Raw genomic sequence first — 24,978 nt, forward strand, 5'->3', positions numbered from 1 at the left:
GCCCACTATCCCCCGGCCGGGACGGCCGCCTGCAGCAGCGCCGCCCAGGTGTTGTCGCCGACCTCGCCGTCGGTCTCGAGGAAGCGTTCTGCCTGGAAGGACTCCACGGCCGCCTCGGTGGCGTCGAAGTAGCGGCCATCGACCTCGAGGGCGGCGCCGGAGGCGACGAGCAGCTCCTGCACCGCCTGCACCGCCGGACCCGTGTCACCGCGCACCTGCGTCAGCAGCAGCTCGGACCAGGCGGCGTCGTCGACCGACTCCGCCGGCACGCCGAGCCGGGCCGCTGTGAAGCGCGAGAGCCCGTCGGCCGAGGCGGCGTCCCAGGTGCCGGTGGCCGCGACCTGCAGGCCGCGGGCCTGCAGCAGCAGCTGCGCGGCGCGTACGACCGGTCCTTCGTCGCCGACCGCCACCGGCGGCAGACGGGACTCGTCCGCGGCAGCGGTGGTGCTGTCCGACGGCCTCGGGTCCGACCCCGGGTCCGACCCCGGGGCCGGCGAGGGGCCCGACGAGACACTCGCGGAGGCGGTCGGCACCGCCGCCGACGGGTCGCCGGCGGGATCGTCGGCCTGGCGGTCGGGCGCCACGAGTCCGTGGACCGCGGCGGCGAACCCCGCACCGACCAGGACGACGGCGACGACGAGCGCAGCAGTCAGCCTGCGCTGGTCGCGCGCCTCGTGCGCCGCGTCCGTCGCGTCCACGGGATGTGCGTCGTGCGGCCTCGGCAGCGTGCTGGTGACCTCGACCCCTGCCGCTGCCTCCTCCGCCGCCGCGCGCGCCGCCCGGGCCAGTGCCGCAGCGGAGTCGAAGCGGTCGGCGGGCGCTGCGGCCATCCCGCGGTCGGCGACCCGCAGCACCGCCGCGGCCGTCGGGTCCAGCAGATCCCGGTCGACCTCGGCGCCGGGAGCGGCCCCCGTGACGAGGAAGGCCAGCAGGCCGGCCAGGGAGTACCGGTCCGAGGCCGGCCCGACCTCGGCCCCCGCCCGCTGCTCCGGTGAGGCGTACGCGGGCGTGCCCACCCAGCTGCTCTCGGCCGTGACCGTGTCCTCGGCGTGCTGCGAGCGGGCGAGCCCGAAGTCGGCCAGGTAGGCACGGCGGTCCCGACCCCGGCTCAACAGCACGTTGGCCGGCTTGACGTCCCGGTGCACCAGACCTGCCGCATGGGCGACGTCGAGGGCATCTGCGACCTGGGCCACGACGGCGACGGCGGCCCCCGCGTCGACCGCACCGCGTTCAGCGACCAGGGCACGGAGGTCGACCCCGTCGATCAGCTTCATCACGAGGACGAGGAGTCCGTCCTCCTCCCCCGCGTCGTGCACCGGTACCACGCTGGGATGGTCCAGAGCGGCGATCGCGCGCACCTCACGACGGAACCGTTCCACGGTGGCGACCCCGGCCGACGAGGCCGGAACGAGCTTCACGGCGACGTCGCGGTCCAGCCGCAGCTGGCGCGCTCGGAACACCGTGCCGGAGGCACCGGACCCGACGGGGGCCAGCAGGCGGCAGCCGAGCACCTCCATGCCGACCATGGGGTCGGAGCGGTCGCGGTGCAGCGCGTCGGCGTGGGCGGTGTGCTCCGACGGCCCCGCCACCTGGGTGTCGACGTCGGCAGGGTCGCACCCGTGACCATCGGGGGCTCCTGGGCGCTCTGACACCCCCTCAGCGTACGAGGGCCCAGAGCTCCGGCATCTCAGGCGGCCGGGACCTGCTCCAGCACGCGTCCCATCACCTCGCACGCCCGGGCGACCTCCTCGGGGCCGACGTCGAGGTGCGTCACGAGGCGTACGGTGCGCGGACCGACCGCGCTGATGCGTACGCCGTGCTCGGCCGCCGCGGCGACCACAGCGGCGGCGTCGCGGTGGGGCACGGCGACGATGTTGGTGTGCACCTCCTCCGGGTCGAGCCCGCAGGCCCCGGCGAGACGTTGCGCGTGGTCGTGGTCCTCGGCCAGGCGGTCGACGTGGTGGTCGAGCGCGTGGAGACCGGCAGCGGCCAGCACCCCGACCTGTCGCATGCCGCCACCCATCCGCTTGCGCCAGACCCGTGCCTCGGCGACGGTCTCGGCGGAGCCGACGACCAGGGACCCGATCGGGGCGCCGAGGCCCTTGGACAGGCACACGGCCGCGACGTCGACGCACGCGCCGTACGCGGCGAGCGGCGTTCCCGTGGCGACGTGGGCGTTCCACAGCCTCGCACCGTCGAGGTGCACCCCGACGCCGACCTCGTCGGCCCAGGAGCGCAGCGCCTGCAGCTCGCCCAGCGGCGTGACGGTGCCGCCGGCGAAGTTGTGGGTGTTCTCGACCGAGATCGCCGCGGTGGGCACGAAGAACGGGCCCATGTCGGGGGCGTACATGTCGGCGACCTGGCCGAGGTCGACCAGACCGTCCTCGCGGCTCCACGTACGCATCGTGAGCCCCGTGTACGCCGCGTGCGCGCCCAGCTCGGCGCGCGCGATGTGCGCGCGCGCCTCGCACAGCACCTCCTGACCGGGGCCCACGAGGCTGCGGACGGCCAGCACGTTGGCCATCGACCCCGTCGGGGTGAACAGCGCGGCCTCGTGCCCCAGCAGACCCGCGACGCGTTCCTCGAGTGCGAGCACCGTGGGGTCCTCGCCGTACACGTCGTCGCCGACCTCGGCACGGCTCATCGCGAGCCGCATCGCCTCGGTGGGAGCGGTGAGGGTGTCGGAGCGGAGGTCGATCGTGGCAACCATTCGACCGATCCTAGGAACAGCGACCCTCAGCGTCCGATCCGAGGTGCGTCGAAGGGCTCCGCGGAGACCGCGAGCAGCTTCCACGTCGGTCGCCCCGCGATGCCCGAGCCCGGGAGCCCGCTCTGCACCTGGAACAGCCGTATCGCACCGCGGACCGCGCCGCCGAACTGGCCGTCGGTCGCCACGTCGAAGCCGTTGCCGCGCAGCAGCACCTGCATCGCACGGACCCGGGCACCCTCGCTCCGCGGTCCCAACGGCTGGGCCAGGAAGGGCCACACCGTCCCGTCGAGGGTGCGGGTGTCGAGCTCTCGCTGCGCCACGAACCGGTTGAGGGCGGCCCCGGTGGCACTGCCGTACGTGCCCGTGATCGGTAGCTCCTGGCCCGAGGCGCGCAGCAGCAGCTGGGCCGCGCGCACCGGACGGCCGCTGTCGCCGGGCACGAGCCGCGGCCACTGCACGTCGGCCGGCGCGGGGGCGTCGTCGTCGTCCGAGCTGAACGCGGGAGGTTGCGGCCGCGGGATGTCGACGGGCGGGGAGGTCGCCAGGTAGAGAATCGTCAGCAGCACCCCGATGCCCAGCAGCACGACGACCGTCGCGCCGAGGAAGCCGAGCTGCCGCCGCTCCCGCGCGCGGGTGGGCAGCGGCTCGTCGACGGGCTCGAACGTGGGTCCGAGCGGAGCCGGGTCGGCGTCGGGACGACGCGGCGTCTCGCGGCTCACGCAGGCTCCTCGGGCTGGGGGGCGCCGACGTCGTGGCCCTGTTTCGGGGTGTTGCAGGGTCGTCGGCGCGACCATTGTCCACGACGGACCACGCGGACCGCGCGGGCCCGGTCGACTGCGCCCCTCAGGCGAGCAGCTCGGGCGTACGCCACGCCTCCCCGCGGACGTGCTGGTCGAGGAACGCGAAGACGCACTCGTACCAGACCTGCGCGTTGCCCGGCGTCAGGATCCAGTGGTTCTCGTCGGGGAAGTAGAGGAAGCGGTGCGGCATCGTGCCGTCCGGCTCGGCCCGGGCGGCGAGCTCGGCCCACAGGCGCAGCCCCTCACCGATCGGGACGCGGTAGTCCTTGTCGCCGTGGATCACCAGCATCGGGCTGACGATGTCATCGACGAAGCGGTGCGGAGAGTTGGCCCGCTCCATCTGCTCGGTCATCTCACGGCGCCAGTAGAAGGGCGCATCGGTGGTCGGACCGAACTGGTCCAGGGCCCAGAGACTGGCGTGCGTGACGATCGCGTCGAAGCGGTCGGTGTGGCCGGCGACCCAGTTGGCCATGTAGCCGCCGTAGCTGCCGCCCATGGCGGCCGTGCGCTCGGCGTCGAGGTCGTCGCGCTCGAGGGCGGCATCGGTCGCCGCCATCAGGTCCGTGTACGACGCGCCGCCCCACTGCCCCCACCCGCGCTGCACGAACTCGCGGCCGTACCCGGTTGAGAGGGCCGGGTCGGGCAACAGCACGGCGTACCCGCGGGAGACCGCGAGCCACGGGTTCCACCGCCACGACCACGCGTTCCACGAGCCCACCGGGCCGCCGTGGATCCACAGCAGCAGCGGTGCCGGCGTCGCGGCGCTCGCACCGTGAGGGAGGCACAGCCAGCTGCGGACCCGGGCTCCGTCCTCGCCGGTCGTCTCCACCTCGGTGAGCGTGCCCGGGAGCTCGGGCAGGAGACGGTCGGGGTGCGGTGCGGGCAGGGCGACCGGGGTCTGGTCGGGCGTGGTCGTGTCGAGCCGCACCGGGTGGGCCGGGGCGGCGTAGGAGGTCCGCAGCGCGTACGCCGTACGCCCGTCGGGCGAGACGCAGACGTCGGTGTACGTCGCGTCGTCACCGGTCAGCCGCACGGGGTCGCCGCCGTCGACGGGGATCCGGTGGATGCGGCCGCGACCGTCCTCGTCGCACGGCACCAGCAGGGCCGAGCCGTCGGGAGTCCACGCGACGGGGCCGGACGGCCAGCGGTCCCAGTCCTCCGCGATGCGCCGCGGGGAGGCCGACCCGTCGATCGGCACGACCACGAGCTGCACGTCGTAGGTGCGGTCCGGACGCGAGCGCACGTGCTCGGTCAGGCAGACCCATGCTCCGTCGGGACTGATGACCGGACTGCCGTACTCGACCTCGGGGTCATCCTGACCCGCGAGGCTCCTGCGCTCCCCCGTGCTCGTGTCGATCGCGACGACGACCGTGCGGTACCCGCCCGGCTCCGGCAGGTTCCAGGTGGTCACCACCGTGGCACCGTCGGGGCTCACGTCGTGGCCACCCTCGTGCAAGGCGCGCCCGGCCGTCGGCGTCAGGTCGTGCAGGTCCAGTCGTTCGTCGGTGCCCGGGGCGCCCGAGTCGTCGGCGTCGTCGGTGTTGTCGGCGAGGAACAGCCGCGGCCAGCCCGGGCCGAGGTCGTGGTCCCAGTGCCGCACGGGGGCGGCGTCGTGCAGGATCGCGGAGATCTTCCGGTCGCTGCGGGCGGTGCGCACCTCCTGGTCGCGCTCGGCGTCGGTCGAGTCCGGGAAGGTGTCCGAGGCCAGCAGCACGCGACCGGAGCTCGAGGCGACACGGATGCCACCGACGCCACCGGGGCGGGTGGCCACGACGTACGCCTCGCCGCTCGCCGGCAGCCGCCAGAGCGCTGCGGGGGTGTCGCCGTCGGCGGCCTCGGCCGTCTGGTCGGGGCGGGCCGAGGTGAAGAGCAGGTCCCCGTCGGGGGTGAAGGCGGCGGCGCTCTCGCTCTTCGCGCCGCGGGTCAGTCGACGGGCTGGCTGCTCGGCCGCGGTGTCGACCTGCCACAGGGCGGTGCGGTACGCGGCGCCGTCAGGGCTCAGCTCCGAGACGCCCGTGACGAGACGGGTGCCGTCGGGCGAGAGCACCAGGCCGGACAGTCGCGGCAGCGCGACGTACGAGGCCAGGTCGTGCAGAGGATCGGTTGACGAAGTCACCCACCATCCCTACCACGCCGAGAGGGCACAGAATGACCGCGAGAGGGCACACAATCACCGCACGTCCGGTGATTGTGTGCCCTCTGGGCGTGAATCTGTGCCCTCTGGGCGTGATTCTGTGCCCTCTCGTCAGTGCTTGCCGAGCATCTCGGCGACGAGGAACGCCATCTCGAGCGACTGCACCCGGTTCAGGCGCGGGTCGCAGACCGACTCGTAGCGGTTGGCCAGCGACTCCTCGTCGAGCATCTCGCCGCCGCCGACACACTCGGTGACGTCGTCGCCGGTGAGCTCGACGTGCAGACCCCCGGGCCAGGTGCCGAGCTCGCGGTGCACGTCGAAGAAGCCCTGCACCTCCTCGAGCACGTCGTCGAAGGACCGTGTCTTGTAGCCCGAGGACGCCTCGAAGGTGTTGCCGTGCATCGGGTCGGTCACCCACGCGACCTGCAGGCCGGCGTCGCGGACGGCCTCGACGACCGGCGGCAGCCCCTCACGGATCTTCTTCGCCCCGAAGCGGGTGATGAAGGTCAGCTTGCCGGGAATGTTGTCGGAGTTCAGCTTGCGCGCCAGGTCGATCGCGTCTTGCGGTGAGGTGCTCGGGCCGAGCTTGCAGCCGATCGGGTTCGCGATGCGGCTGAGCAGGTCGACGTGGGCGCCGTCGAGCTGACGGGTGCGCTCACCGATCCACAGGAAGTGCGCGGAGACGTCGTACGGACGGTCCGTACGCGAGTCGATGCGGGTCAGGGCGTGCTCGTACTCCAGCACCAGCGCCTCGTGGCTGGAGTGGAAGTCCACACGGTGGAACTCGTCGGGGTCGGCACCGATGGCGCGCATGAAGGTCAGCGCCTTCTCGATCTCGCCTGCCAGCTTCTCGTAGCGGGCGCCCGCGGGGCTGTCGCGCACGAAGTCGGTGTTCCAGGTGTGCACCTGGCGCAGGTCGGCGTAGCCGCCGGTGACGAAGGCGCGGACGAGGTTCAGCGTGGCCGCGGAGGCGTTGTAGACGTCGACGAGCCGCTGCGGGTCCGGCACCCGCGAGGCCTCGGTGAACTCGAAGCCGTTGACCGCGTCGCCGCGGTAGGCGGGCAGCGTGACCCCGGCCCGGGTCTCGGTGTCGCTGGAGCGGGGCTTGGCGTACTGCCCCGCCAGCCGGCCGAGCTTCACGACCGGCACCGAGGAGGCGTACGTCAGCACGACGGCCATCTGCAGCAGCACCCGCAGCTTGTTGCGGACGTTGTCGGCGGTCACCCCGGCGAGCGTCTCGGCGCAGTCGCCACCCTGGAGCAGGAACGCCTCGCCCCGGGTCACGGCCGCGATCTTCGCGGTGAGGTCGTCGCACTCGCCGGCGAAGACCAGCGGCGGCAGCGCGCGCAGCGTGTCGACGGCCTTGTCGACGGCCTCGGTGTCCGGATACGTCGGCTGCTGCTTGGCTCCCATCGCGTGCAGCGCGGCGAGGTCGGGGATCGAGGTGCTCACCGAACAAGCCTACGGGCGCCCGTGGGCCTCACGGACGGCGGTGCACCACCAGCGGCATCACGGCGCTCGCGCCGGCCTGGCGGAGCATCGCCCCGGCGACCGTGACGGGCCACAGGCTCGACGTGGCGTCGACGAGCAGCAGCACCCGACGGCCCGCCACCTCCGGGGGCGGGTTCTGCCGGACCTGCGCCTGCCAGTGCGCCGCTTCGGCGCCCGACGAGGTCTCGCGGGTGTCGAGCAACGGCTCGGCCACCGCCAGGCCGGCACGCCCGAGACCCCCGACCTCGGCGAGGTGGTCGGCGAGGCTGCGGACCAGCCGCGACCGCCCGGCCGCGGGGAGGTCGACCACGACCTCGGGACGCCCCCGCCAGGACGACTTCCACTGCCCGAGCAGGCGTACGGCGCCCTCGGCGACCGCCGGGGCCACCTCGGCGTCGCCGCGCTCCATCGTCGCGACCTCCTCGCGCCACTGCGGGGCGTCGCGGTCGATGAGCGCCCGGCCGACCTCGACCATCTCGCCGGGGTCGATGCGGCCCCGGGTGCCGAACTCACCGCCGGGCCACATCTTGCGCGGCTCGACCTCGCTGACCTCGCCGCGCAGCGCTCCGGTCACACGGGCCACGGTCTCGGTCGAGGCCTGCGAGGACAGCCCGTCCGGCAGGGCCTCCCGGCACACCGAGCACCGTCCGCAGGGCTCGGCCGCCGGGTCGTCGAGCGACTCCTGCAGCACCTGCATCAGGCAGCGCCGCCCGGCCACGTAGTCGCGCATCAAGTCGGCCTCGCGCCGCCGGGTCGCGAGCACCCCGTCGTAGTGCTCGGCGTCGTACGCCCACGGCTCCCCCGTGGCGACCCAGCCGCCGGGCAGCCGCTCGGTGACACCCTCAACGGCGAGCTGCTTGAGCAGCAGCTCCACGCGCGTGCGCCGCACCCCGGCCTGGGCCTCCAGCGCCGGCACGCTCATCGCGGCATCGGGGTCGCGCGGCAGCTCGGCGAGCACCCGGCGCACCTCCTCCTCCCGGGGGATCGAGGCGGTCGCGAACCAGTCCCACACCCCCGAGTCGGCGCCCGAGGGCAGGAGCACCGCCACGGCGTGGTCGATGGCCCGGCCGGCGCGGCCGACCTGCTGGTAGTACGACACCGGCGAGGGCGGGGACCCCAGGTGCACCACGAAGCCGAGGTCGGGCTTGTCGTAGCCCATGCCCAGGGCGGAGGTCGCGACCAGGGCCTTCAACCTGTTCTCCCGCAGGTCGTCCTCGAGGCGGGCGCGTTCGTCGGCCGACAGCTGACCCGTGTACGCCGCGACCCGCAGCTCCTCGCCGTGGGCGGCGGTGAGCACGTCGGCGAGGCGGTGGGCGTCGGCGACGGTGAGCGCGTACACGATGCCGGCGCCAGGCAGGCGCGGGAGGTGGTCGACGACCCACGCGTACCGCTCGAGCGGGCTGAGGCTGTCGACCACGGCGAGCGCCAGCGAGCGCCGGGCCAGCGGACCCCGCAGCACCAGGGTGGCCTCGCCGAGCTGGGCCGCGACGTCCTCGGTCACGCGGGCGTTGGCCGTCGCCGTGGTGGCCAGCACCGGGGTGCCGGGGTCGAGGCGCTGGAGCACGTCGGAGACGCGGCGGTAGTCGGGACGGAAGTCGTGACCCCAGTCCGAGACCGCGTGCGCCTCGTCGATGACCACGAGTCCGAGCCGCCCGGAGAGCCCGTCGAGCACCCTCGCCCCGAAGGTCGGGTTGGCCAGCCGCTCGGGGCTCACCAGCAGCACGTCGATGTCGCCGTCGCGCAGCGAGGACTCGATCGCCTGCCAGTCGTCGACGTTGCCGGAGTTCAACGTGGCCGCTCGCAGTCCCGCCCGGCCGGCGGCAGCGACCTGGTCGCGCATCAGGGACAGCAGCGGGGAGACCACCAGCGTGGGCCCGGCACCTTCGGCGCGGCGTACGGCGGTGGCCGCCCAGTAGACCGCCGACTTGCCCCACCCCGTCGCCTGCACGACCAACACCCTCGCGCCCGCCTCGGCGAGGGCGGCGACGGCCGTCGCCTGGTCCTCGCGCAGCTCGGCCTCGGGCCCCGCCATCGACTGCACCAGCCGGCGGGCCACCGCGGCCCGCTCGTCGGTGAGTCGGGGCGCGTCGCCCCGGGTCGTCCCTCGCACCGTGTCCGTCGTCATGGCTACGACAGTAGGGGCGGGCACCGACCGTCGCGGACGCGGCGGAACCACCTGTGGACAGGCGGAGAGGTCAGCGAGGCAGCGCCTCGCCCTCCTCGACCTTCGCGTCGCGGCGCTTGTTGCTCATCAGGCTCGTGATGGTGACGAGCACCAGGATGCCGACCACCACCAGCAGCGACGCCAGCGTCGGGATCTCCGGCACCGAGGGGTTGACCAGGTGGCCCCAGTGCAGCACCAGCTTCACGCCGATGAAGGCCAGGATCGCGGCGAGTCCGTAGCCGAGGTGCACCAGCTGGCTCAGCGCACCCTCGAGCACGAAGTAGAGCGCGCGGAGTCCCAACAGGGCGAAGGCGTTGGTGGCGAAGACGAGATAGGCGTCGCCGGTGATGCCGAAGACGGCCGGCACCGAGTCCACGGCGAAGACCACGTCCGTCGCGAGCACCACGATGCACACGAGCGCGAAGGGAGTGATGGCGCGCTTGCCGTCGACCTTGCCGAGGACCTTCGGCCCCTCGTAGTCCGAGGTCACCGGCACCACCTTGCGGACGGCCTTGACCACCCGCATCTCGTCGACGACGACCTCCTCCTCGTCATCGCTCATCGCGTCGCGCAGCACCTTGATCGCGGTCGCCACGAGGATGAGGCCGAAGACCAGGAAGACCCAGTCGAACGCGCTGAGGGCGGCCGCGCCCAGCGCGATGAAGATCGCGCGCAGCACGAGCGCACCGATGATGCCGTAGAGCAGCACCCGCTGCTGCAGCTCCTTCGGGACCGCGAAGGCGCTGAGCAGCAGGATGAAGACGAAGAGGTTGTCGACGCTCAGCGACTTCTCGACCACGTAGCCGGTGAGGAACTCCAGGCCGATCTGGCTGCCGAGGTCGACCCAGAGGAACACCCCGAAGAGCAGGGGCAGCGCGATGTAGAAGATCGACCAGTAGGTCGCCTCCTTCATCGAGACCTCGTGCGGCTTGCGGGTGACGAGGAAGTCGAGGGCCAGCAGCACGATCACGCCGATGATCAGGCCGCCCCACAGGACAGGGGTGCCGACCGAGGGCCCCAGGCCCCCGGAGGACTGCTCGGCGGCCATGACTCCGATGACACCGGACGGGACGAGGGGCACGGTTTCTCCTGCGCTCGGGACGACGTCGGGTCCGACGCTGCGACCTCGACATCCTATGAGTCGCGCGCAATCCGGCCGAACCGTGCCACGCGGCACCTGTCGGGTCGGTAGCCTCGACGTCTCACCCGTCCCGCCCGTCCCTCGCCCCGTCCCGGGCCCACGGGCGGACCAGACCGATCGAGGAACACCGTGCCGCCACGCCGCTCCGCCCCTGCGCTGGTGCTCGGCGCTGCCCTGCTCCTGGGTCTGCCGGCGTGTTCTCTGCTGGGCGAAGGACCGGCCGACGAGGCCCCCACGGGCACGCCCGGCTCGTCGACGGGGACGCCCGGGCCCGACCAGGTCATGGGCACCGTCCTCACCGAGTCCGGTGATCCCGTCTTCGGTGCGCGGGTGGCCCTGGGCGGGGCGGGCGCCGTCTCCGACGCCGAGGGACGCTTCGTCCTCGACCGTCCCGCGCGGGACGGGCTCGCGGTGGTCACCACCTCCGGCGCGTACGGCTACACCCCGGTCGACGCGCACGGCAGCGAGCCGCTGCAGGTCACCGTGCACCCCGCGCCCGTGACCGCCGACACCCTGCGCTTCGGCGGCGAGGTGCGTACGGGCCGCTCGCTGCTGCCCCGCTCGGCGGACACCGAGGCCTACGTCGGCGCCCTCGCCGGTGTCGAGCCCCTGCTCTCGATGGCCGAGGCCTCGGCGGTGACCCTGGCCGGCCCCCTCCTGCCCGACCCCTGGCGCGACCAGCGCGACGCGAGCTCCGGCAGGCTCGCCGACGCGCTCGCGACGACCGGTGTCGACGTCGTCAACCTCGCCACCGACCGCATCCTCGACGCCGGACGGCCGGCGGTCGCCACGACGCTCGAGATCCTCGACGAGGCGGGCCTCGCCGCGGCCGGCGCCGGCCCGGACCTGGCGCGGGCCTGGGCACCGGCCGTCATCGAGGCGGGTCAGCAGCGCGTGGCGTACGTCGGCTGCCAGGTCGGGGCCGCGGACGCCCCGTGGGCGGCGACCCGCGACCGCGCCGGCGCGGCGCCGTGCACCCCGGGACCCATGCAACGGGCCATTCGCACCGCCGGTCGCGACGCGGACTCGGTCGTGGTCTTCGTGCGCGACGACCGCCCGTACGCACGCTCGGTCGGCGACACCTTCGCCCGCCGGGTCAAGGCCGCCGTCCGCGCGGGCGCCACCGTGATCGTCGGCGGCGGCACCCACGTCGCCGGGGAGGTCTGGGACTTCGGCAACGCCACGGCGGTGCAGAGCCTCGGCGACCTGCTCACCGACGATCCCGCGTGGCAGACGCGTGACGGCTTCCTTCTGCGCACCGACGTCGACGGCGTGCAGGCCGTCTCGGTGAGCGCCGAGCCCCTGACACGGAGCAACGGCGTGCCCTCGATGGTCACCGGCGAGCTGGCCCAGGAGATCTCCCGCATCGCCGCCGCCGACATCGACGACGGTCCCCTGGTGCTCGCCGACGACATGGCCGTCGTCAGCCTCGACACCTGGACCGTGGACCAGACCACCGTGCCCGCCCGCGTCGACGACGAGGGCGCCCCCCTGGAGCTGGAGAGCGGCTGGTGGCTGCCGCCCGCAGGCCAGCAGGGGGTGACCGCCGGCTACGACCTGACCCCCACCGGCACCTTCGAGGACATCGACTCCGACCCCGCCACCGACGGGGCGATCGGCTGGTTCCTCAGCCCGGGGGCCGAGCTCGTCCGCGCCGACCAGACCGACCAGACCGACCAGACCGACAGTGTGTGTCAGGGCTCGGTCGCCGTCCGGATGACCTCCGCGGGCGACCGTCCGGCCACGCTGTTCCCCGCGGGCACGATCCCGACCGACCGCGTGCGCGGCATGACGGTCTCGATGGCGGTCGACGCCGAGCAGCGCCCGCTGACCGGTCGCCTGACCCTGCAGTGGCTCGACGGGGGGACGGTCGTCGGTGAGGACTCGGTGCCCCTCGGCTCGGCCCGGGGTCCCTGCGACGTGCTGCGGCTGGACACGATCCCGCCGGAGGGCGCCGACTCCGTCCGCCCGCTGGTCTCGGTGCAGCGCGGCACCGCGGTGGTCGACGACCTCCACGTCGTCGCCTGGGAGCCGGGCCGCGCGGGCGGCCGACGCTACTCGCGCATCAGGGTCTTCGAACCGGTGCAGGTCACCCTCGTCGTGGACGTGCCGCGCGGCGCGCCGACGCCGGCAGGGCCCTTCACCGCGGAGTCCACGGGCTCGCGCGAGTAGGCCTCAGGAGCTCCCGAGCGCCTTCTCGTACCTCAGCTGACGCGGGTACGGGGGCCAGGGCGCGCGGCCGTCGTCCCCGGCCTCCTCCCAGCCCTGCCGTCGGTAGAAGGCGCGTGCCCGGGCGTTCGCGACGAGGCAGGTCAGCTCGCCGCGACGCACGCCGGCGGCACCGAGGTCTCGCTCGCCCTGCTCCAGCAGCCCGACCGCGAGGCCGGTGCCCCAGTGCCGGGGGTCGACGAGCAGGTGCCCGAGGCGTACGCCGGCCGTGCTGGCCACGCCGACCACCTCCTCGCCGCGTGCGGTCTGCGCGAGCACCACCGCCCCCTCCCCGGCGGCGGCTCCGAGCAGCAGACGGTCCCAGCGCAGGCGTACGTCCTGGACGGGGAAGCGGTGGTCCGCCGGGTCGAAGACGTGGGCGAGAGCGACGGTGTTGGTGCGCCGTTCCAGCTCCGTGAGTGCCGCTGCGTCGTCGGGGGTCGCCGGACGCAGCGGCACCGCGCGACCCTCTCGGCTCACGAGCCGCCGGGCGGCGCGAGCCGCCGGTAGCGGCCGCGGTGGTGCACCAGCTCGGCTGGGTCGTGCTCGGCGTCCTCACGGACGCTCAGGTGGTCCAGCCGTGCCCGCACCAGCGTGGACCAGCCGACCTCCTGCAGGTCGACGACCTCGGCCAGGGCGTACGCCGAGGCGTCGTGCGGCACCGGCGGGTGGTCCTCACCGCGCCAGCTCGTGAGCCGCCACGGCCCACCGGGGGCGGGGGTGAGACCGGCGAAGGCGTCGGCGAGCTGCCGGTGGCTCCAGTCGAGCACCGTCACCGCGAGCGGGCTCCCGACCTCCAGGGACTCCCCCAGCGCGGAGTCGGGGTCGACCAGGCCGAGCAACTCGGCGGGGTCGCCCGTGGCCACCATCACCGACGACATCGTCAGTCCCGCCCGGTCAGGAGACCGGGCCGTGGCGCCGCTGGTCCACAGCGTCACCCTGCCGGCGAGCCGGCCGCGCAGACGCCGGGCAGGGTCCTTCTCGCCGCCTGCGTCGGCGAAGGGGTGCTCGCCGTGGATCGTCATGAAGGGCCGGCTGAACCCTCGCGGCGCCGGGTCTCCTCGGCGCGCGCCTTCGCGGTGGGGGCGTACAGGTCGACGTACTCCTGGTCCGAGAGCGTCATGATCTCGTACATGATCTCGTCGGTGATCGACCGGAGCACGTAGCGGTCGTCCTGCATCCCCTCGTACCTGCTGAAGTCCAGGGGGCGGCCGTAGCGCACCACCGGGCGCACGACGCGGCCGAAGGTCTTGCCGGGCGGCGCGACGTCGTCGGTGCCCAGCACGGCGACCGGGATGACCGGGGCGCCGGTCTCCAGAGCGAGGCGTGCGACGCCGGTGCGGCCGCGGTAGAGGTTGCCGTCGTGGCTGCGCGTGCCCTCGGGGTAGATGCCGAACAGCTCTCCCTCACCCAGGATGCGCCGCGCGCTGACCAGCGCCCCCTCCGCCGCCGATGCCGAGCCGCGGTCGATGGGCACCTGACCGGCGCCGGTGAAGAACTGCTTCTGCAGCCACCCCTTCAGACCGGGCGAGGTGAAGTACTCGGCCTTCGCCACGTACGTCACGCGGCGCCGCAGGCTCAGCGGCACGAACAGCCAGTCGGCGTAGGAGAGGTGGTTGCTCGCGAGGATCGCGGGACCCTCACCAGGGACGTTCTCCAGACCCTCGACACGAGGTCGGAAGACCACTTTGAGCATCGGCCCGAGGAGCACGAACTTCAGCAGCCAGTAGAACAACGCGGCTCCTCCCGTACCGGCCGGACCCAGGACGAGGGAGACCCTAGCCCCTCCACCGGGCGCGTGCGACGATGAGGTGGTGACGTCGTCCCACCCCGGTTCCGCCCGCTCCGCCTGGTCCAGTCCCGGTCGGCCCGGCGCGGACGGCAGGACCGTCGGCGTCCTGCTCAGCCACGGCTTCACGGGCTCACCCGTCTCGATCCGGCCCTGGGCCGAGCACCTGGCGACGGCCGGGCTCGCGGTCTCGGTGCCGCTCCTGCCGGGGCACGGCACGCGGTGGCAGGACATGATCCCGACCCGGTACGACGACTACCGCGAGGAGGTCGACCGGGCCTTCTCGGACCTGCGGGACCGGTGCGACGTGGTGGTGGTCGGCGGACTCTCGATGGGCGGCTGCCTGACCCTCGAGCTCGCTGCTCGCCGGGCCGACGAGGTCGCGGGCGTCGTCGTCGTGAACCCCGCGGTCGCCTCGACGAACAAGCAGCTGAAGGCCCTTCCGGTGCTCAAGCATGTCGTCCGCGCCTTCCCCGGCATCGGCAACGACATCAAGGCCGGCGGCGACGAGGGCGGGTACGCCAAGACCCCGTTGCGGTCGTTGGACTCGATGGTGCGGGCCTGGCCGCAGGTGCGGGCGCTGCTGCCGGAGGTCACCTGCCCGGTGCTGCTGTTCAGGTCCGTGGAGGACCACGTCGTCGACCCGAGCTCGGCGCGGCTGATCCTGGAGTCGGTCGGCAGCGACGACACCCGCGAGGTGCTGCTGCGCGACAGCTACCACGTGGCGACACTCGACCACGACGCCCCGACGATCTTCGAGCAGAGCCTGGACTTCGTACGCCGCGTGACCGGCTCCCCCCTCGGGACGCCCCTCGAGACGCCCCTCGAGACGCCCACCGAGACGCCCACCGGGGCGCGAGCACCGTCGGGAGCCCGCGATGAGTCCTGAGGACAGCGCCGACGACAGCGTCGAGGGTGTCGACGGCACCTCCGACGAGGCCCTCGACCAGGACGCCGCCTGGGCCGCCATCGTCGCCGGCTACGGCGACCGGGTGCTCGGCGACCCCGAGGACGACCCGGTGGAGCAGGACGAGCCCACTCCCCCTGCCGGCCCGGCTGCCTCCGGCACCCCCGGGGCCGATGCCGACCGGCTGACGATCTTCGACCGTCCGACGTACGACGCGCGCCGTGCCTGGCGCCGCGACGCGGGCCTGCGCCGTCCCGACCGTGACACCGGTCGTGAGACAGGTCGACCCGATGAGCACGCCGGCCGCAGGGCCGAGGACGACAGCCCGCCCGAGCACGACGAGTCCGACGAGCGCTACGTGCCGCCCGAACCGCCACCGTTGCCCCGGCCTCGCGGGGCCAAGGGCTTCGCGTGGGTCGGGGTGATCGGCGTCCCGCTGCTGTTCCTGGTCCTGACGATCCTCGACGTACGCCTGGTCTCCGGTGGCGGGCTGCTGCTGCTCCTGTGGTTCATCGGCTCGTTCGGCTACCTCGTGGGCACGATGCGCGACGACCCGGGCGACGGCTGGGACGACGGCGCCCGCGTCTGAGCCCGACCGGTCAGGTCCCGGAGAGCAGCGCGTACGCCCCGAGCCCCGCCCCGACGCAACCCGCCTCGGACCCGAGGCCACCGGCCACCACGCGTGGCTGGGAACGGTGTGCCGCACCCGGCAGGAACTCCTGCAGCCGACGACGGGCCGGCTCCAGCAGCAGCTCACCGGCTGCTGAGACACCGCCGCCGATGACCAGCAGGCCCGGGTCGAACGCGGCCACGAGCGCCGCGAGGCCCTCACCCAGGCGTTCGCCGATCTCCGTGAACGCCGCGACCGCAGCCGGGTCGCCCCGCAGGGCGAGGTCGGTCACCTCGGGTCCTTCGAGCGCTAAGCCCGTGCGCTCGCCGTGCACGCGCTGCAGGGCGCGACCACTCGCGTACTCCTCCCAGCAGCCCCGCAGCCCGCACGGGCACGCCCGTCCCTCGGGCACGAGTCGTACGTGCCCGAGCTCCCCGGCCATGCCACCCGCACCCCGCACCAGACGGCCGCCCAGCAGCAGGGAGGCGCCGATCCCGGTGCCGAGCGCGACCAGGGCCGCGTCGGCGACGTCGGCGGCGGCCCCGACGCGGTGCTCGCCCCACAGGGCGGCGTTGGCGTCGTTGTCCATGCGTACGGGCACCGCGAAGCGCCGCTCGAACGTGCGCCGCACCGGGGCGTCGCGCCAGCTCAGATGAGGGGCGAAAGTGACCGTCTCGCCCTGCGCGTCCACGAATCCCGCCACCGCCAGCCCCAGCGCGAGCAACGTCTCACCGTCGAGTACGGCGGAGACCGCACCGGCGACGGCCTCCTCGAGCTCGGCCGGGTCACCGTCGCGTGCCGGGGTCGGCACCCGCACCCGGCGTACGACGCGTCCGTCGGGCTCGACGACGGCGGCGAGTGTCTTGGTGCCGCCCACGTCGACGCCGACGACCACTCCGTCGCTCGCGGTCCCGTTCCCCGCGCCGCCCGCCCTCCTCACGGGGCTCACCCTCCCAGAGCGCCGACCGGCGGCACGGGATGCCCGGTAAAGAATCGAAATTTCCGCGCCTCCCGGACGAATCGCCTCCGACGATGGGTTGTGTGCGAGGGACATGGGCAGGCAGACGGACGGACCAGACCGGTGCGGCCGCGGTCGAGTTCGCCCTCATCGTGCCGCTGCTGCTGCTGCTGGTGCTCGGGATGATCCAGTACGGCTTCTACTTCTGGTCGCTGCAGGGGGGCGCCTCCGCGGCTCGCGAAGCCGCCCGCCGGGCCTCCGTCGGACAACCGACGTCCTGCGTCGCCTTCGCGAACGCGGTGTCGGCGAACCTGGACGGCCTGACATCCGGGGACGCGACGATCAGCCGCACCTTCTCCACCGTGCCTCCCCAGCCCGGTTCGAACGTGGTCGTCCGGGTCGCCTTCGACAGCCACGACCTCAACATCCCGGTCGTCCCGTTCATCGACGGGGGCCGCATCACCCAACGCGCCTCGGCTCGCGTCGACTACGTGCCAGACTCGACGATCGGCAACTGCTGATGCCCCATCGGCTCACCGCTCGCGCACACGCGAGAGACCACCTCCGCGGGCGACGAGCCTCCGACGAGCACGGCGCCGTCGCGGTGTTCGTCGCCATCCTGGCCTCGCTGCTCTTCGTCGTCGCCGCTCTCGTGGTCGACCTGGGCAACATGTGGTCGCGGCAGAGTCGCGCACAGACTCAGGTGGACGTGGCCGCCATCTCCGCGGCGGGATGGGGTGCGGCACAGCGGCCCGCGGTCTTCCCGGCACGCACGTCGGCCGCCCGCACGGCGATGGCGAACAAGGTCGCCGAGTACCTCTCGCGCGCAGAGAACGACGTGACCGGCCAGACCGACCTCAGCGGCGCCGAGCTGCTGACCAACGGACAGACGACGGCCCTGCGGGACCGCGGGGCGGTGTGGTTCACCGCAAACGGTGAGGTCATGCACGTCAGCAGCCCGCAGGCGCGGGTCGACTTCGGTTTCGCCCGCGTCGCCGGCTCCTCGGGGGCAGACGTCGCCGCCGACGCCACCGTGCAGGCCTTCGCCGCAGTGCCGCCCGGCGACACCCTTGTGCCGTTCTGGGTGCCCGACGGCTGCGGGTACGGCTCCACGACGATCTTCGGCGCCCAGGGCCTCGCCGGCGGGATCCTCGGGGGGCTCGGCGACGGTCTGGGTGTCGGCGTCGGGCTCAACCGGGCGGCGCCCGCCTGGGCCGTCCGAGCCGCTGCCGGGGACAGCGTCGTGGTGACGCCCGCGTCCGTGCCTCAGGGGTCGACGCCCTCGGTCCAGGTCGACATCGACGGGCTCGGCAACAAGGAGAACTACCGCATCGTCCTGCGACGCGGACTGCTCAGCGACGCCGTCTACCCGTCGGCGACGAACACCTACGAGGCGCGAGGCAACAACGGCGAGTCGCAGACGATCGCGGTTCCCCGGCGTGTCACCGACAACGCCGGCGTCTGGGACGTGCACGTCTACCGCGTCTCCGACCTCGGTGTCCCCGGGCTGCTGCCGATGGCCTCGGCCACCCTGGCCGTGACCGCCCCGGTGACCCCCACGCCGAGCCCGACACCGACCCCGTCTCCCACGCCCCGTCCCACACCGACACCCACCCCGAGCCCCACGCCCAGCCCGACCCCCAGCCCGACCCCGAACCCGACCACCCCGCCCGCCCCCGCTCCGAGCCCCGCCACCCTGGTCTCCCTCACTCCGCCCACGGGTCTGCAGGGCGTCGGCACGCCCGTGGTCGCCGTGGTCTCGGGCACCGGCGGGCAGGCCTACCGCCTGCGCTTCACCCTGGGCGCGACCGTGCGCGAGTACGGTCCCTTCACCGGCCCCGCCGCGACCCTCGTCCCCGGCGGCGACGTCATCGACGTCCCCGGGTCCTGGCAGGTGCGCGTGGTCCCGATCGCGAGCAACGCGTCCTTCTCGGTCTCCGACCCCGTCGAGTTCGTGGTCAGCCCGCGCCCGACCTCCTGCCTGGGTCAGGTCCAGGGCAACTTCGGCCAGCTCAACTCTCCCCGCCGCGACGAGTCCAACGGCCCCAAGGCGTTCCCGATCAACATCTCCGAGGGACTCGACCACCGCATCGACCCGCTCGGCCCGGCGTACGCGGCCCTCACCTGCCTGCCCACCCCGCGCGTCGGGGAGCTGCTCGACGACACCCCACGCGACGGCAACAACTGCATCACCGGCGACAAGTCCGGCAACGGCAACGACGGTCCGAAGGTGGCCGACGGCCTGCTCGGGAGCAGCTCGCTGACCGGACGCATCAACGCGGCCCGGCGCGACACCAAACCAGGCTGCAACGGCGGCACCAACATCGTGCTGGGCGGGCACACCCTGAACAACGACCTGCTCTCCTGCTACCTCACCGGCCTGGACCTGAACGGCAACCCCCTGAGCGACGGCGTCGCGCTGCAGCAGCTGACGAACGACGTGCTCGCGAGCCCGGCCCTGCTCGACCAGGACATCGTGAACTCACCGCGCTTCATCTGGATGCCGGTCGTGCCCGACAAGTCCAACGGTTGGCAGCCGGTGCTGCGCTTCGTGCCCGCCTTCATCACCAGCGAGGTGCTCGGCGTCAGCGCGCTGGGGGCCACGGTCTCGCTGAGCCTCGACAGCACCAACGGCGTCGCCTGCAACGGCAAGGGCGGCAACTGCAACTCCATCGACCGCATCCAGGCGTTCATCTTCAGCCCGTACGCCATCGCACCCGAGGAGCGCTACGGCACCGCCCCGCTGCAGTCGGGCCTGCCGACGATCGTCCGGCTGATCGACTGACGCCGCCGGCCCCGGCCCCGGCCCCGGCTCAGCCGTCGGTGCTGCGTGCGGCCAGGTCCGCCGCGCCCACGACACCGGCGTCGTTGCCCAGGGTCGCCGGCCGCACCTCGATGGCCGGTCGGTGGTCCGACGCCGTCAGGTGTGACGCCAGCGCTCGCCGGGTCGGGTCGAGGAGCAGGTCGCCCGCCTCGACGACGCCCCCGCCGATCACGACGACGCTCGGGTCGAGCACAGCCGCGATCGTCGCGGCACCGACGCCCAACCAGTGACCCAGGTCGTCGAAGGCCGCCAGCGCGAGCGGGTTGCGCTCGTGGGCGAGGGTCGTGACGAACGGTCCGTCCAGCGACTCGCCGGGAGCGAGCCGGGACATCACCTCCGCGGCTCCGTCCCCTCCGGCCGCGACACGGGTGCGAGCCCCGGTGACCAGGGCGGATCCGCTGGCGTACTGCTCGAGGCAGCCGCGTACGCCGCACGGGCACGGTCGCCCCTCGGGCACCACCTGCACGTGTCCGACCTCGGCGCCGAAGCCACGCGCCCCGCGCAGCAGCACACCGTCGTGCACGATGCCACCGCCGACACCGGTGCCGACGGTGAGCAGCAGCAGGTCGTCCGCGTCCTCGGCGGCACCGAAGCGGAACTCGCCCCAGGCCGCGGCGTTGGCGTCGTTCTCCAGCACCACGGGCAACCCGAGCCGGTCCTGCATCTCCTGCTTGAGGGGCACGTCCCGCCAGGCGAGGTTCGGCGCGAAGACGAGCGTGGTGCGGTCGCGGTCGACGAAGCCGGCCGCCGCGACACCGACCGCGACGACGTCGTCCTCGGTCTGCTCGGTCAGCTCGCGGACCAGGTCCGCGATGGTGTCGCTGATGGCGCTGACGTCACTGGCCGGCGAGCGGCGGCGGCCCGTGGCCAGCACCTGCCCGTCGGCGGTGACGAGGCCACCGGCGATCTTCGTGCCCCCGACGTCGATACCGATGGCGGTCACGGCGACTCCTCCTCGTCGGTGCAGGCTCGACGCGTCCGTCGCGTGGGCGGTCGCCCCGGTTCGTCCTCCTCGTGCGGGCTCGTGCCCGGCGAGGCCCACCAGGGCGCACCGTCACGGCCTGTGGAGTCGTCGCCCCCGTCGTTCCCGTCGACGTCGCCGCCCAGGTCGATCTTCTCCACCGGTCCCCGGCGGCCTGCGTCCTCGGGGACCGGGGTGGCGAGCATCCCGGCGACGGCCGCGAGCAACGACGTCGTGGCGCTGGAGAGGTGTTCGCGCACCTCGGGAGAGGTCGCGCGCACCTTGGCGACGACGAGGCAGACAGGGCAGTAGCGACACTCCTCGGCCCCGGTGGCCAGGTGCCTGTCGACCTCGCGGAGCGCGTCGCCCATGCCTCCGGCGCCCGCCGCCGCGGCACCGGCGTACGTGCTGCCATGGTCCTTCGCCCAGTCGCCGAGCGCTCCGATCAGCTTGGCGGCCTCCTCGGAGACCGAGCCGACCTCGGGGTGCTCGGTCCCGTCCGGTCCGGGGGGTCCGTCGCTCACGCCGGCCTCCCCTCGTCGGCCGCCCGCGGAGGAGCGGCGGCGTCCTCGGTGAAGCGAACCCGCAGGGCTCCGCCCTCCACCCCGGCTCCGACGATGCGCTGCTTGGACAACCAGGCCGGCAGGGTCAGCAGGCGCCGGTAGCCCGACACCGTCACGACCAGCTCGTCGCCGTGCCGGGCCAGGTCGACGTCGCCGCGCTGGGCGAAGGGCAGGGCCAGGCGCAGCTCCGCGCCGCCCTCGGACCTGCGTACGCCCAGGGGGCTCGGCCCGGCGGGCACGAACGGGTCGCCGCCGTCGTAGACGGTGCGTGCGAGGTCCGCGAGCGCCTCGGCGCCCAACGGCTCGGCCTGCAGGTAGGGGCTGCTCCACAGCGGGAGCCCGCCGAAGGACTGCCGCACCTCCTCCAGCACGGTGCGCTGCGCGTCGACCCAGCGGGCACGCCACGGGTCGGCGCCGTCGGCGGGGAAGACGCGGTTGGCCACGACGCCGTCGACGCGGTAGCCGAACAGCGAGAGCGAGGTGAAGGCCCGCCGGGCCTCCGCGACGACGACGCTCTCGGGGGTCAGCACCAGCCGTACGCTCGAGTCGGGCCCGGTCAGCAGGGCGTGCACCTGCTCCAGGTCGCGGTGGAGGCGCTCGAGGGCGTCGAAGACCGAGTCCTCCGGCATCGGCACCCCGGTGGCCTTCACCAGCACCGGGCGCAGCGCCTTGACCAGGCGGCGCTCGGCGGGGAAGACCCGGTCCATGTACCAGCTGAGCGCCTCGGGCAACGCGAGCAGGCGCAGGGTCTCCGCGGTCGGGGCGCAGTCGACGACGACGGTGTCCCACGCACCGGAGACAGCGTGCTGACGCACCTCCAGCAGCGCCAGCACCTCCTCGGCGCCCGGGATGACGGTCAGCTCCTCGGCGGTGATGCGGTCGACGCCTGCGGCGTCGAGCACGGCGAGCAGGTACTTCTGCACCTCCGCCCATGACCGCTCGAAGCGTGACTGCGCATCGATCTGCTGCACGAAGAGGTCCGGCGCCACCTGCAGCGGCTCCGGGCCCACGCAGCAGCCGAACGCATCCCCCAGGGAGTGCGCGGCGTCGGTGGAGACCACGAGCGTACGGCTGCCCCGCTCGGCGGCGAGCGCGGCCGCGCCGGCGGCTGCGGTGGTCTTGCCCACCCCGCCCTTGCCGGTGAACAGGATGGTGCGCACGCCGGTCAGCCGCGCCCCTCGACGCGCTTCTTCAGACCCTTCAGAGCGGTGTCGACGATGACCTTCTCGGCCTTGCGCTTCATCATGCCGATCATCGGGATCGAGATGTCGACCTTCAACCGGTACGTCACCTCGGTGCTCTGCGCCGAGCCCTCACCACGGGGCCGCAGCACGTACGCGCCGTCCATCGCCTTGAGCATCTTGCCCTCGACGAGCTGCCAGGTGACCTGCTGCTCGGACCAGTCGTAGGACAGCGTGTACTGGTCCTTCACCGCGGTCGCGTCGAGCTCGAAGTAGACGCGGTCGGGGCGGCTGGGGTCCGAGCCGGGCTCGACGACCTCCGCCTTCTTCACCCCGTGCGCCCACTGCGGGTAGGACTCGAAGTCGGCGATGACGTCCATGACCGCCTCCGGCGGCGCGTCGATGACGATGCTCGACGTCGTCTGCTCAGCCACGTGCTGCCTCCAGTCTGGGCGTGAAGTCCGGGCCTGATCGATGGGGCAGGAGCCTAGTCCACGTGGACGCCGCGTGGACGCCACCGGGGCGCCACGCAGAACTCGTGCCCGTCCCTGCCTTCCTGCCCGCTCGTAGGCCTGCGAACCCGCTAATCTCGGCGGGCCGGCCCGGCACCGGACCGGCCGACGTCCCGCCCCGCACCTGACCAGGAGCGCCCGCGTGCGCGAGTTCGCCAGCCCCCAGACCGCCGCCGTCGACCAGCGGGCGCGGGTGCACGACGACCTGCTGCTGGTCGCGGGCGCGACACCGGACCGGGTGCTCTACCGCCGCCCCGCCCCGAGCGGGTGGAGCGAGGTGACCGCCCGCGCCTTCCACGACGACGTGCGTGCGGCGGCCTCCCTGCTGGGCGGAGCCGGGATCGACGCCGGGGACCGCGTCGTGGTCTGGGGACGGGCGAGCTACGGCTGGGCCGTCGCCGACCTGGCGCTGTCCTACCTCGGCGCCGTCTCCGTCGCCGTCTTCGACACCGCGGACGCCGCGACGATCGCGTCGGTGATGAGGAGCACCGGGGCGCGGGCCGTGATCGTCGACGACCCCTCCCGGAGCGCGACGCTCGACGCCGAGGGCGGCGCCTCGGCGCTCCCGGACTTCTCCCGCTGGTCCTGGCACTCCGGGCGGCTGGAGCGCGACGTCGCGGTGACCCCGCTCGACGACGCCGAGCTGGACCGGCGCCGCGATGCCGTACGCCCCGAGGACGTCGCGACGCTGATCTTCACCTCGGGCACCACCGGATCGCCCAAGGGGTGCGTGCTGACCCACCGGCAGCTGTGCGCCTCGGTGCAGGTGCAGGCGGCCGAGTTCGAGGCGCTCACCGGCCCGGAGGCCGCGACGGTCATCGCCCTGCCGCTGGCCCACGTGTTCGCCCGCACGGTGCAGCTGGTCGCCCTGCGTACGGGCACCCCTGTCGCCCACCTCTCGGACGTGCGCCGCCTCGTCGAGGACCTCGCCACGCTGCAGCCGACGTTCCTGCTGGGCGTCCCGCGCCTCTTCGAGCGCCTGGTGACCACGGTCTCCCAGCGCGCCACCGCCGACGGTCACGGGCGTCGCTTCGACCGTGGTGTGCAGGTCGCCATCGACGTCTCACGGGCGCGGGAGGACGGCGAGGTCCCGCTGTGGCTGCGCGGGCGCGAGGCCTGGTACGAGCGCGCGGTCTTCAGCGGCTTCCGCGACGCACTGGGCGGCAGGCTCCGGTGGGCGCTGTGCGGCGGCGCCCCGCTGGGCGAGCGGCTCACACGCTTCCTCGACGGCGCGGGCATCACCGTGCTCGAGGGGTACGGCCTCACCGAGACCGCTGCCGCCGTGACGGCGAACGTGCCGGGCGACGTGCGGATCGGCACCGTGGGCCGACCTCTGCCGGGCGTCAGGGTGCGGGTCGCCGAGGACGGCGAGCTCCTCGTTGCCGCCCCCCAGGTCTTCGCCGGCTACTGGCACGACGAGGAGGCCACCGCCGCGGTGCTGTCCTCAGGATGGCTGCACACCGGGGACCTGGCCGAGATCGGCCACGAGGGGCACGTACGCATCATCGGTCGGCGCCGCGAGCTGCTCGTGCTCGCCAGCGGCAAGCAGGTCTCCCCCGAGCCCTTCGAGTCCCAGCTGCGACAGCACCCGCTGGTCGACCAGTGCCTGGTCGTCGGCGACGGCCGCCCCTACCTCGGCGCCCTGCTCACCCTCGACAAGCCCGCCGTGGTGGCGTGGGCGCGCGAGCGGGACCTGCCGACCAGACGTCGACACCTGGTGCGCCGACCCGAGCTGCGCGCCGAGCTGCAACGCGCGATCGACGAGCTCAACGCCGAGTCCTCCCCGGCCGAGGCCGTCCGCCGCTTCACCGTGCTGCCGGTGACCTGGTCAGAGGACGGCGGTCAGCTGACGGCCAGCCAGAAGCTGCGGCGTACGCGGGTGAGCCAGGCCCACGGCGCCGAGGTCGAGGCGCTCTTCGCACCCTGAGCCGACCCGGGCCCCCGGCAGCGGTCCGTCGAATCTTTACCCGCGTGCCAGGGGCGATTCGGTCGTTTCCCCCCGGCCGCAGCGCTCCGCGTTCAGCA

Annotated in this window: 21 protein-coding genes; 6 read left to right on the forward strand and 15 right to left on the reverse strand. The window is 73.6% G+C overall.

Annotated features, from left to right (window positions below; translation table 11 throughout):
* Positions 1-5: 5 nt before the first annotated feature.
* From KLP28_02365 to KLP28_02395, 7 genes are all read right to left on the reverse strand, one after another.
* The gene (locus KLP28_02365) at positions 6-1,652 is read right to left on the reverse strand and encodes a protein kinase (protein ID QWC85639.1); all 1,647 of its coding nucleotides are present in this window, start codon (positions 1,650-1,652) and stop codon (positions 6-8) included.
* A gap of 35 nt (positions 1,653-1,687) precedes the next feature.
* A complete protein-coding gene (locus tag KLP28_02370) occupies positions 1,688-2,710 on the reverse strand; it encodes a threonine aldolase family protein (GenBank protein ID QWC85640.1) in 1,023 nt (340 codons plus the stop codon).
* 26 nt (positions 2,711-2,736) lie between these two features.
* Positions 2,737-3,429, reverse strand: coding sequence for a peptidoglycan-binding protein (locus KLP28_02375; GenBank protein ID QWC85641.1), 693 nt, complete (start codon positions 3,427-3,429; stop codon positions 2,737-2,739).
* A 124-nt stretch (positions 3,430-3,553) separates the two neighbouring features.
* Complete coding sequence (locus tag KLP28_02380; GenBank protein ID QWC86745.1) at positions 3,554-5,605, reverse strand: alpha/beta fold hydrolase; 2,052 nt, start codon at positions 5,603-5,605, stop codon at positions 3,554-3,556.
* Between the two features lie 150 nt (positions 5,606-5,755).
* A complete protein-coding gene (locus KLP28_02385; protein ID QWC86746.1) occupies positions 5,756-7,057 on the reverse strand; it encodes a 3-deoxy-7-phosphoheptulonate synthase class II in 1,302 nt (433 codons plus the stop codon).
* A gap of 67 nt (positions 7,058-7,124) precedes the next feature.
* Positions 7,125-9,260 carry a DEAD/DEAH box helicase gene (locus tag KLP28_02390; protein QWC85642.1) on the reverse strand — a complete coding sequence of 712 codons (2,136 nt, stop codon included), beginning with the start codon at positions 9,258-9,260 and terminating at the stop codon, positions 7,125-7,127.
* Positions 9,261-9,330: 70 nt separating this feature from the next.
* Positions 9,331-10,320: a TerC/Alx family metal homeostasis membrane protein gene (locus KLP28_02395; protein QWC86747.1), complete on the reverse strand. Its 990-nt coding sequence runs from the start codon at positions 10,318-10,320 to the stop codon at positions 9,331-9,333.
* Between the two features lie 402 nt (positions 10,321-10,722).
* Between KLP28_02395 and KLP28_02400 the strand changes: the two genes are divergently transcribed.
* Entirely contained in the window at positions 10,723-12,612 is a 1,890-nt protein-coding gene (locus tag KLP28_02400; GenBank protein QWC85643.1) for a CapA family protein, read from the forward strand.
* A gap of 3 nt (positions 12,613-12,615) precedes the next feature.
* On the opposite strand, the gene KLP28_02405 is transcribed toward KLP28_02400, so the two are convergent.
* From KLP28_02405 to KLP28_02415, 3 genes are read right to left on the reverse strand one after another with little or no spacing between them, the layout of a single operon-like run.
* Entirely contained in the window at positions 12,616-13,107 is a 492-nt protein-coding gene (locus tag KLP28_02405; protein ID QWC85644.1) for a GNAT family N-acetyltransferase, read from the reverse strand.
* A 17-nt stretch (positions 13,108-13,124) separates the two neighbouring features.
* Positions 13,125-13,673 (reverse strand): flavin reductase family protein, encoded by a 549-nt coding sequence (locus tag KLP28_02410; GenBank protein QWC85645.1) that lies wholly within the window; start codon positions 13,671-13,673, stop codon positions 13,125-13,127.
* Positions 13,670-14,344, reverse strand: coding sequence for a 1-acyl-sn-glycerol-3-phosphate acyltransferase (locus tag KLP28_02415; protein QWC86748.1), 675 nt, complete (start codon positions 14,342-14,344; stop codon positions 13,670-13,672). Before KLP28_02415 ends, KLP28_02410 begins: the two co-directional genes overlap by 4 nt.
* A gap of 118 nt (positions 14,345-14,462) precedes the next feature.
* On the opposite strand from KLP28_02415, the gene KLP28_02420 reads away from it, so the two are divergent.
* Positions 14,463-15,326 (forward strand): alpha/beta fold hydrolase, encoded by an 864-nt coding sequence (locus tag KLP28_02420; protein QWC85646.1) that lies wholly within the window; start codon positions 14,463-14,465, stop codon positions 15,324-15,326.
* A complete protein-coding gene (locus tag KLP28_02425) occupies positions 15,316-15,933 on the forward strand; it encodes a hypothetical protein (protein QWC85647.1) in 618 nt (205 codons plus the stop codon). The genes KLP28_02420 and KLP28_02425 overlap by 11 nt, the downstream gene beginning before the upstream one ends.
* A 10-nt stretch (positions 15,934-15,943) precedes the next feature.
* On the opposite strand, the gene KLP28_02430 is transcribed toward KLP28_02425, so the two are convergent.
* Positions 15,944-17,008, reverse strand: a complete 1,065-nt coding sequence (locus KLP28_02430) for an ROK family protein (GenBank protein QWC85648.1) — start codon at positions 17,006-17,008, stop codon at positions 15,944-15,946.
* Between KLP28_02430 and KLP28_02435 the strand changes: the two genes are divergently transcribed.
* Together KLP28_02435 and KLP28_02440 are read left to right on the forward strand one after the other, a co-directional pair.
* Entirely contained in the window at positions 16,996-17,433 is a 438-nt protein-coding gene (locus KLP28_02435) for a pilus assembly protein (protein ID QWC85649.1), read from the forward strand. The two genes, KLP28_02430 and KLP28_02435, sit on opposite strands and share 13 nt — an antisense overlap.
* A gap of 83 nt (positions 17,434-17,516) precedes the next feature.
* Entirely contained in the window at positions 17,517-19,697 is a 2,181-nt protein-coding gene (locus KLP28_02440; GenBank protein ID QWC85650.1) for a Tad domain-containing protein, read from the forward strand.
* 28 nt (positions 19,698-19,725) lie between these two features.
* Here the strand turns inward: KLP28_02440 and KLP28_02445 are convergent, their stop codons facing one another.
* Genes KLP28_02445 through KLP28_02460 form a run of 4 tightly spaced genes read right to left on the reverse strand, consistent with a single transcriptional unit; the run spans position 19,726 to position 22,875 of the window.
* Complete coding sequence (locus KLP28_02445) at positions 19,726-20,703, reverse strand: ROK family glucokinase (protein ID QWC86749.1); 978 nt, start codon at positions 20,701-20,703, stop codon at positions 19,726-19,728.
* Entirely contained in the window at positions 20,676-21,221 is a 546-nt protein-coding gene (locus tag KLP28_02450) for a hypothetical protein (GenBank protein ID QWC85651.1), read from the reverse strand. Before KLP28_02450 ends, KLP28_02445 begins: the two co-directional genes overlap by 28 nt.
* A complete protein-coding gene (locus KLP28_02455) occupies positions 21,218-22,420 on the reverse strand; it encodes an ArsA family ATPase (protein QWC85652.1) in 1,203 nt (400 codons plus the stop codon). The genes KLP28_02450 and KLP28_02455 overlap by 4 nt, the downstream gene beginning before the upstream one ends.
* A 5-nt stretch (positions 22,421-22,425) precedes the next feature.
* Positions 22,426-22,875 (reverse strand): SRPBCC family protein, encoded by a 450-nt coding sequence (locus KLP28_02460; protein ID QWC85653.1) that lies wholly within the window; start codon positions 22,873-22,875, stop codon positions 22,426-22,428.
* A gap of 220 nt (positions 22,876-23,095) precedes the next feature.
* On the opposite strand from KLP28_02460, the gene KLP28_02465 reads away from it, so the two are divergent.
* Positions 23,096-24,880: an AMP-binding protein gene (locus tag KLP28_02465; GenBank protein QWC85654.1), complete on the forward strand. Its 1,785-nt coding sequence runs from the start codon at positions 23,096-23,098 to the stop codon at positions 24,878-24,880.
* Positions 24,881-24,978 lie beyond the last annotated feature (98 nt).

It is taken from the genome of Nocardioidaceae bacterium (assembly GCA_018672315.1).
Lineage (GTDB): Bacteria > Actinomycetota > Actinomycetes > Propionibacteriales > Nocardioidaceae > TYQ2.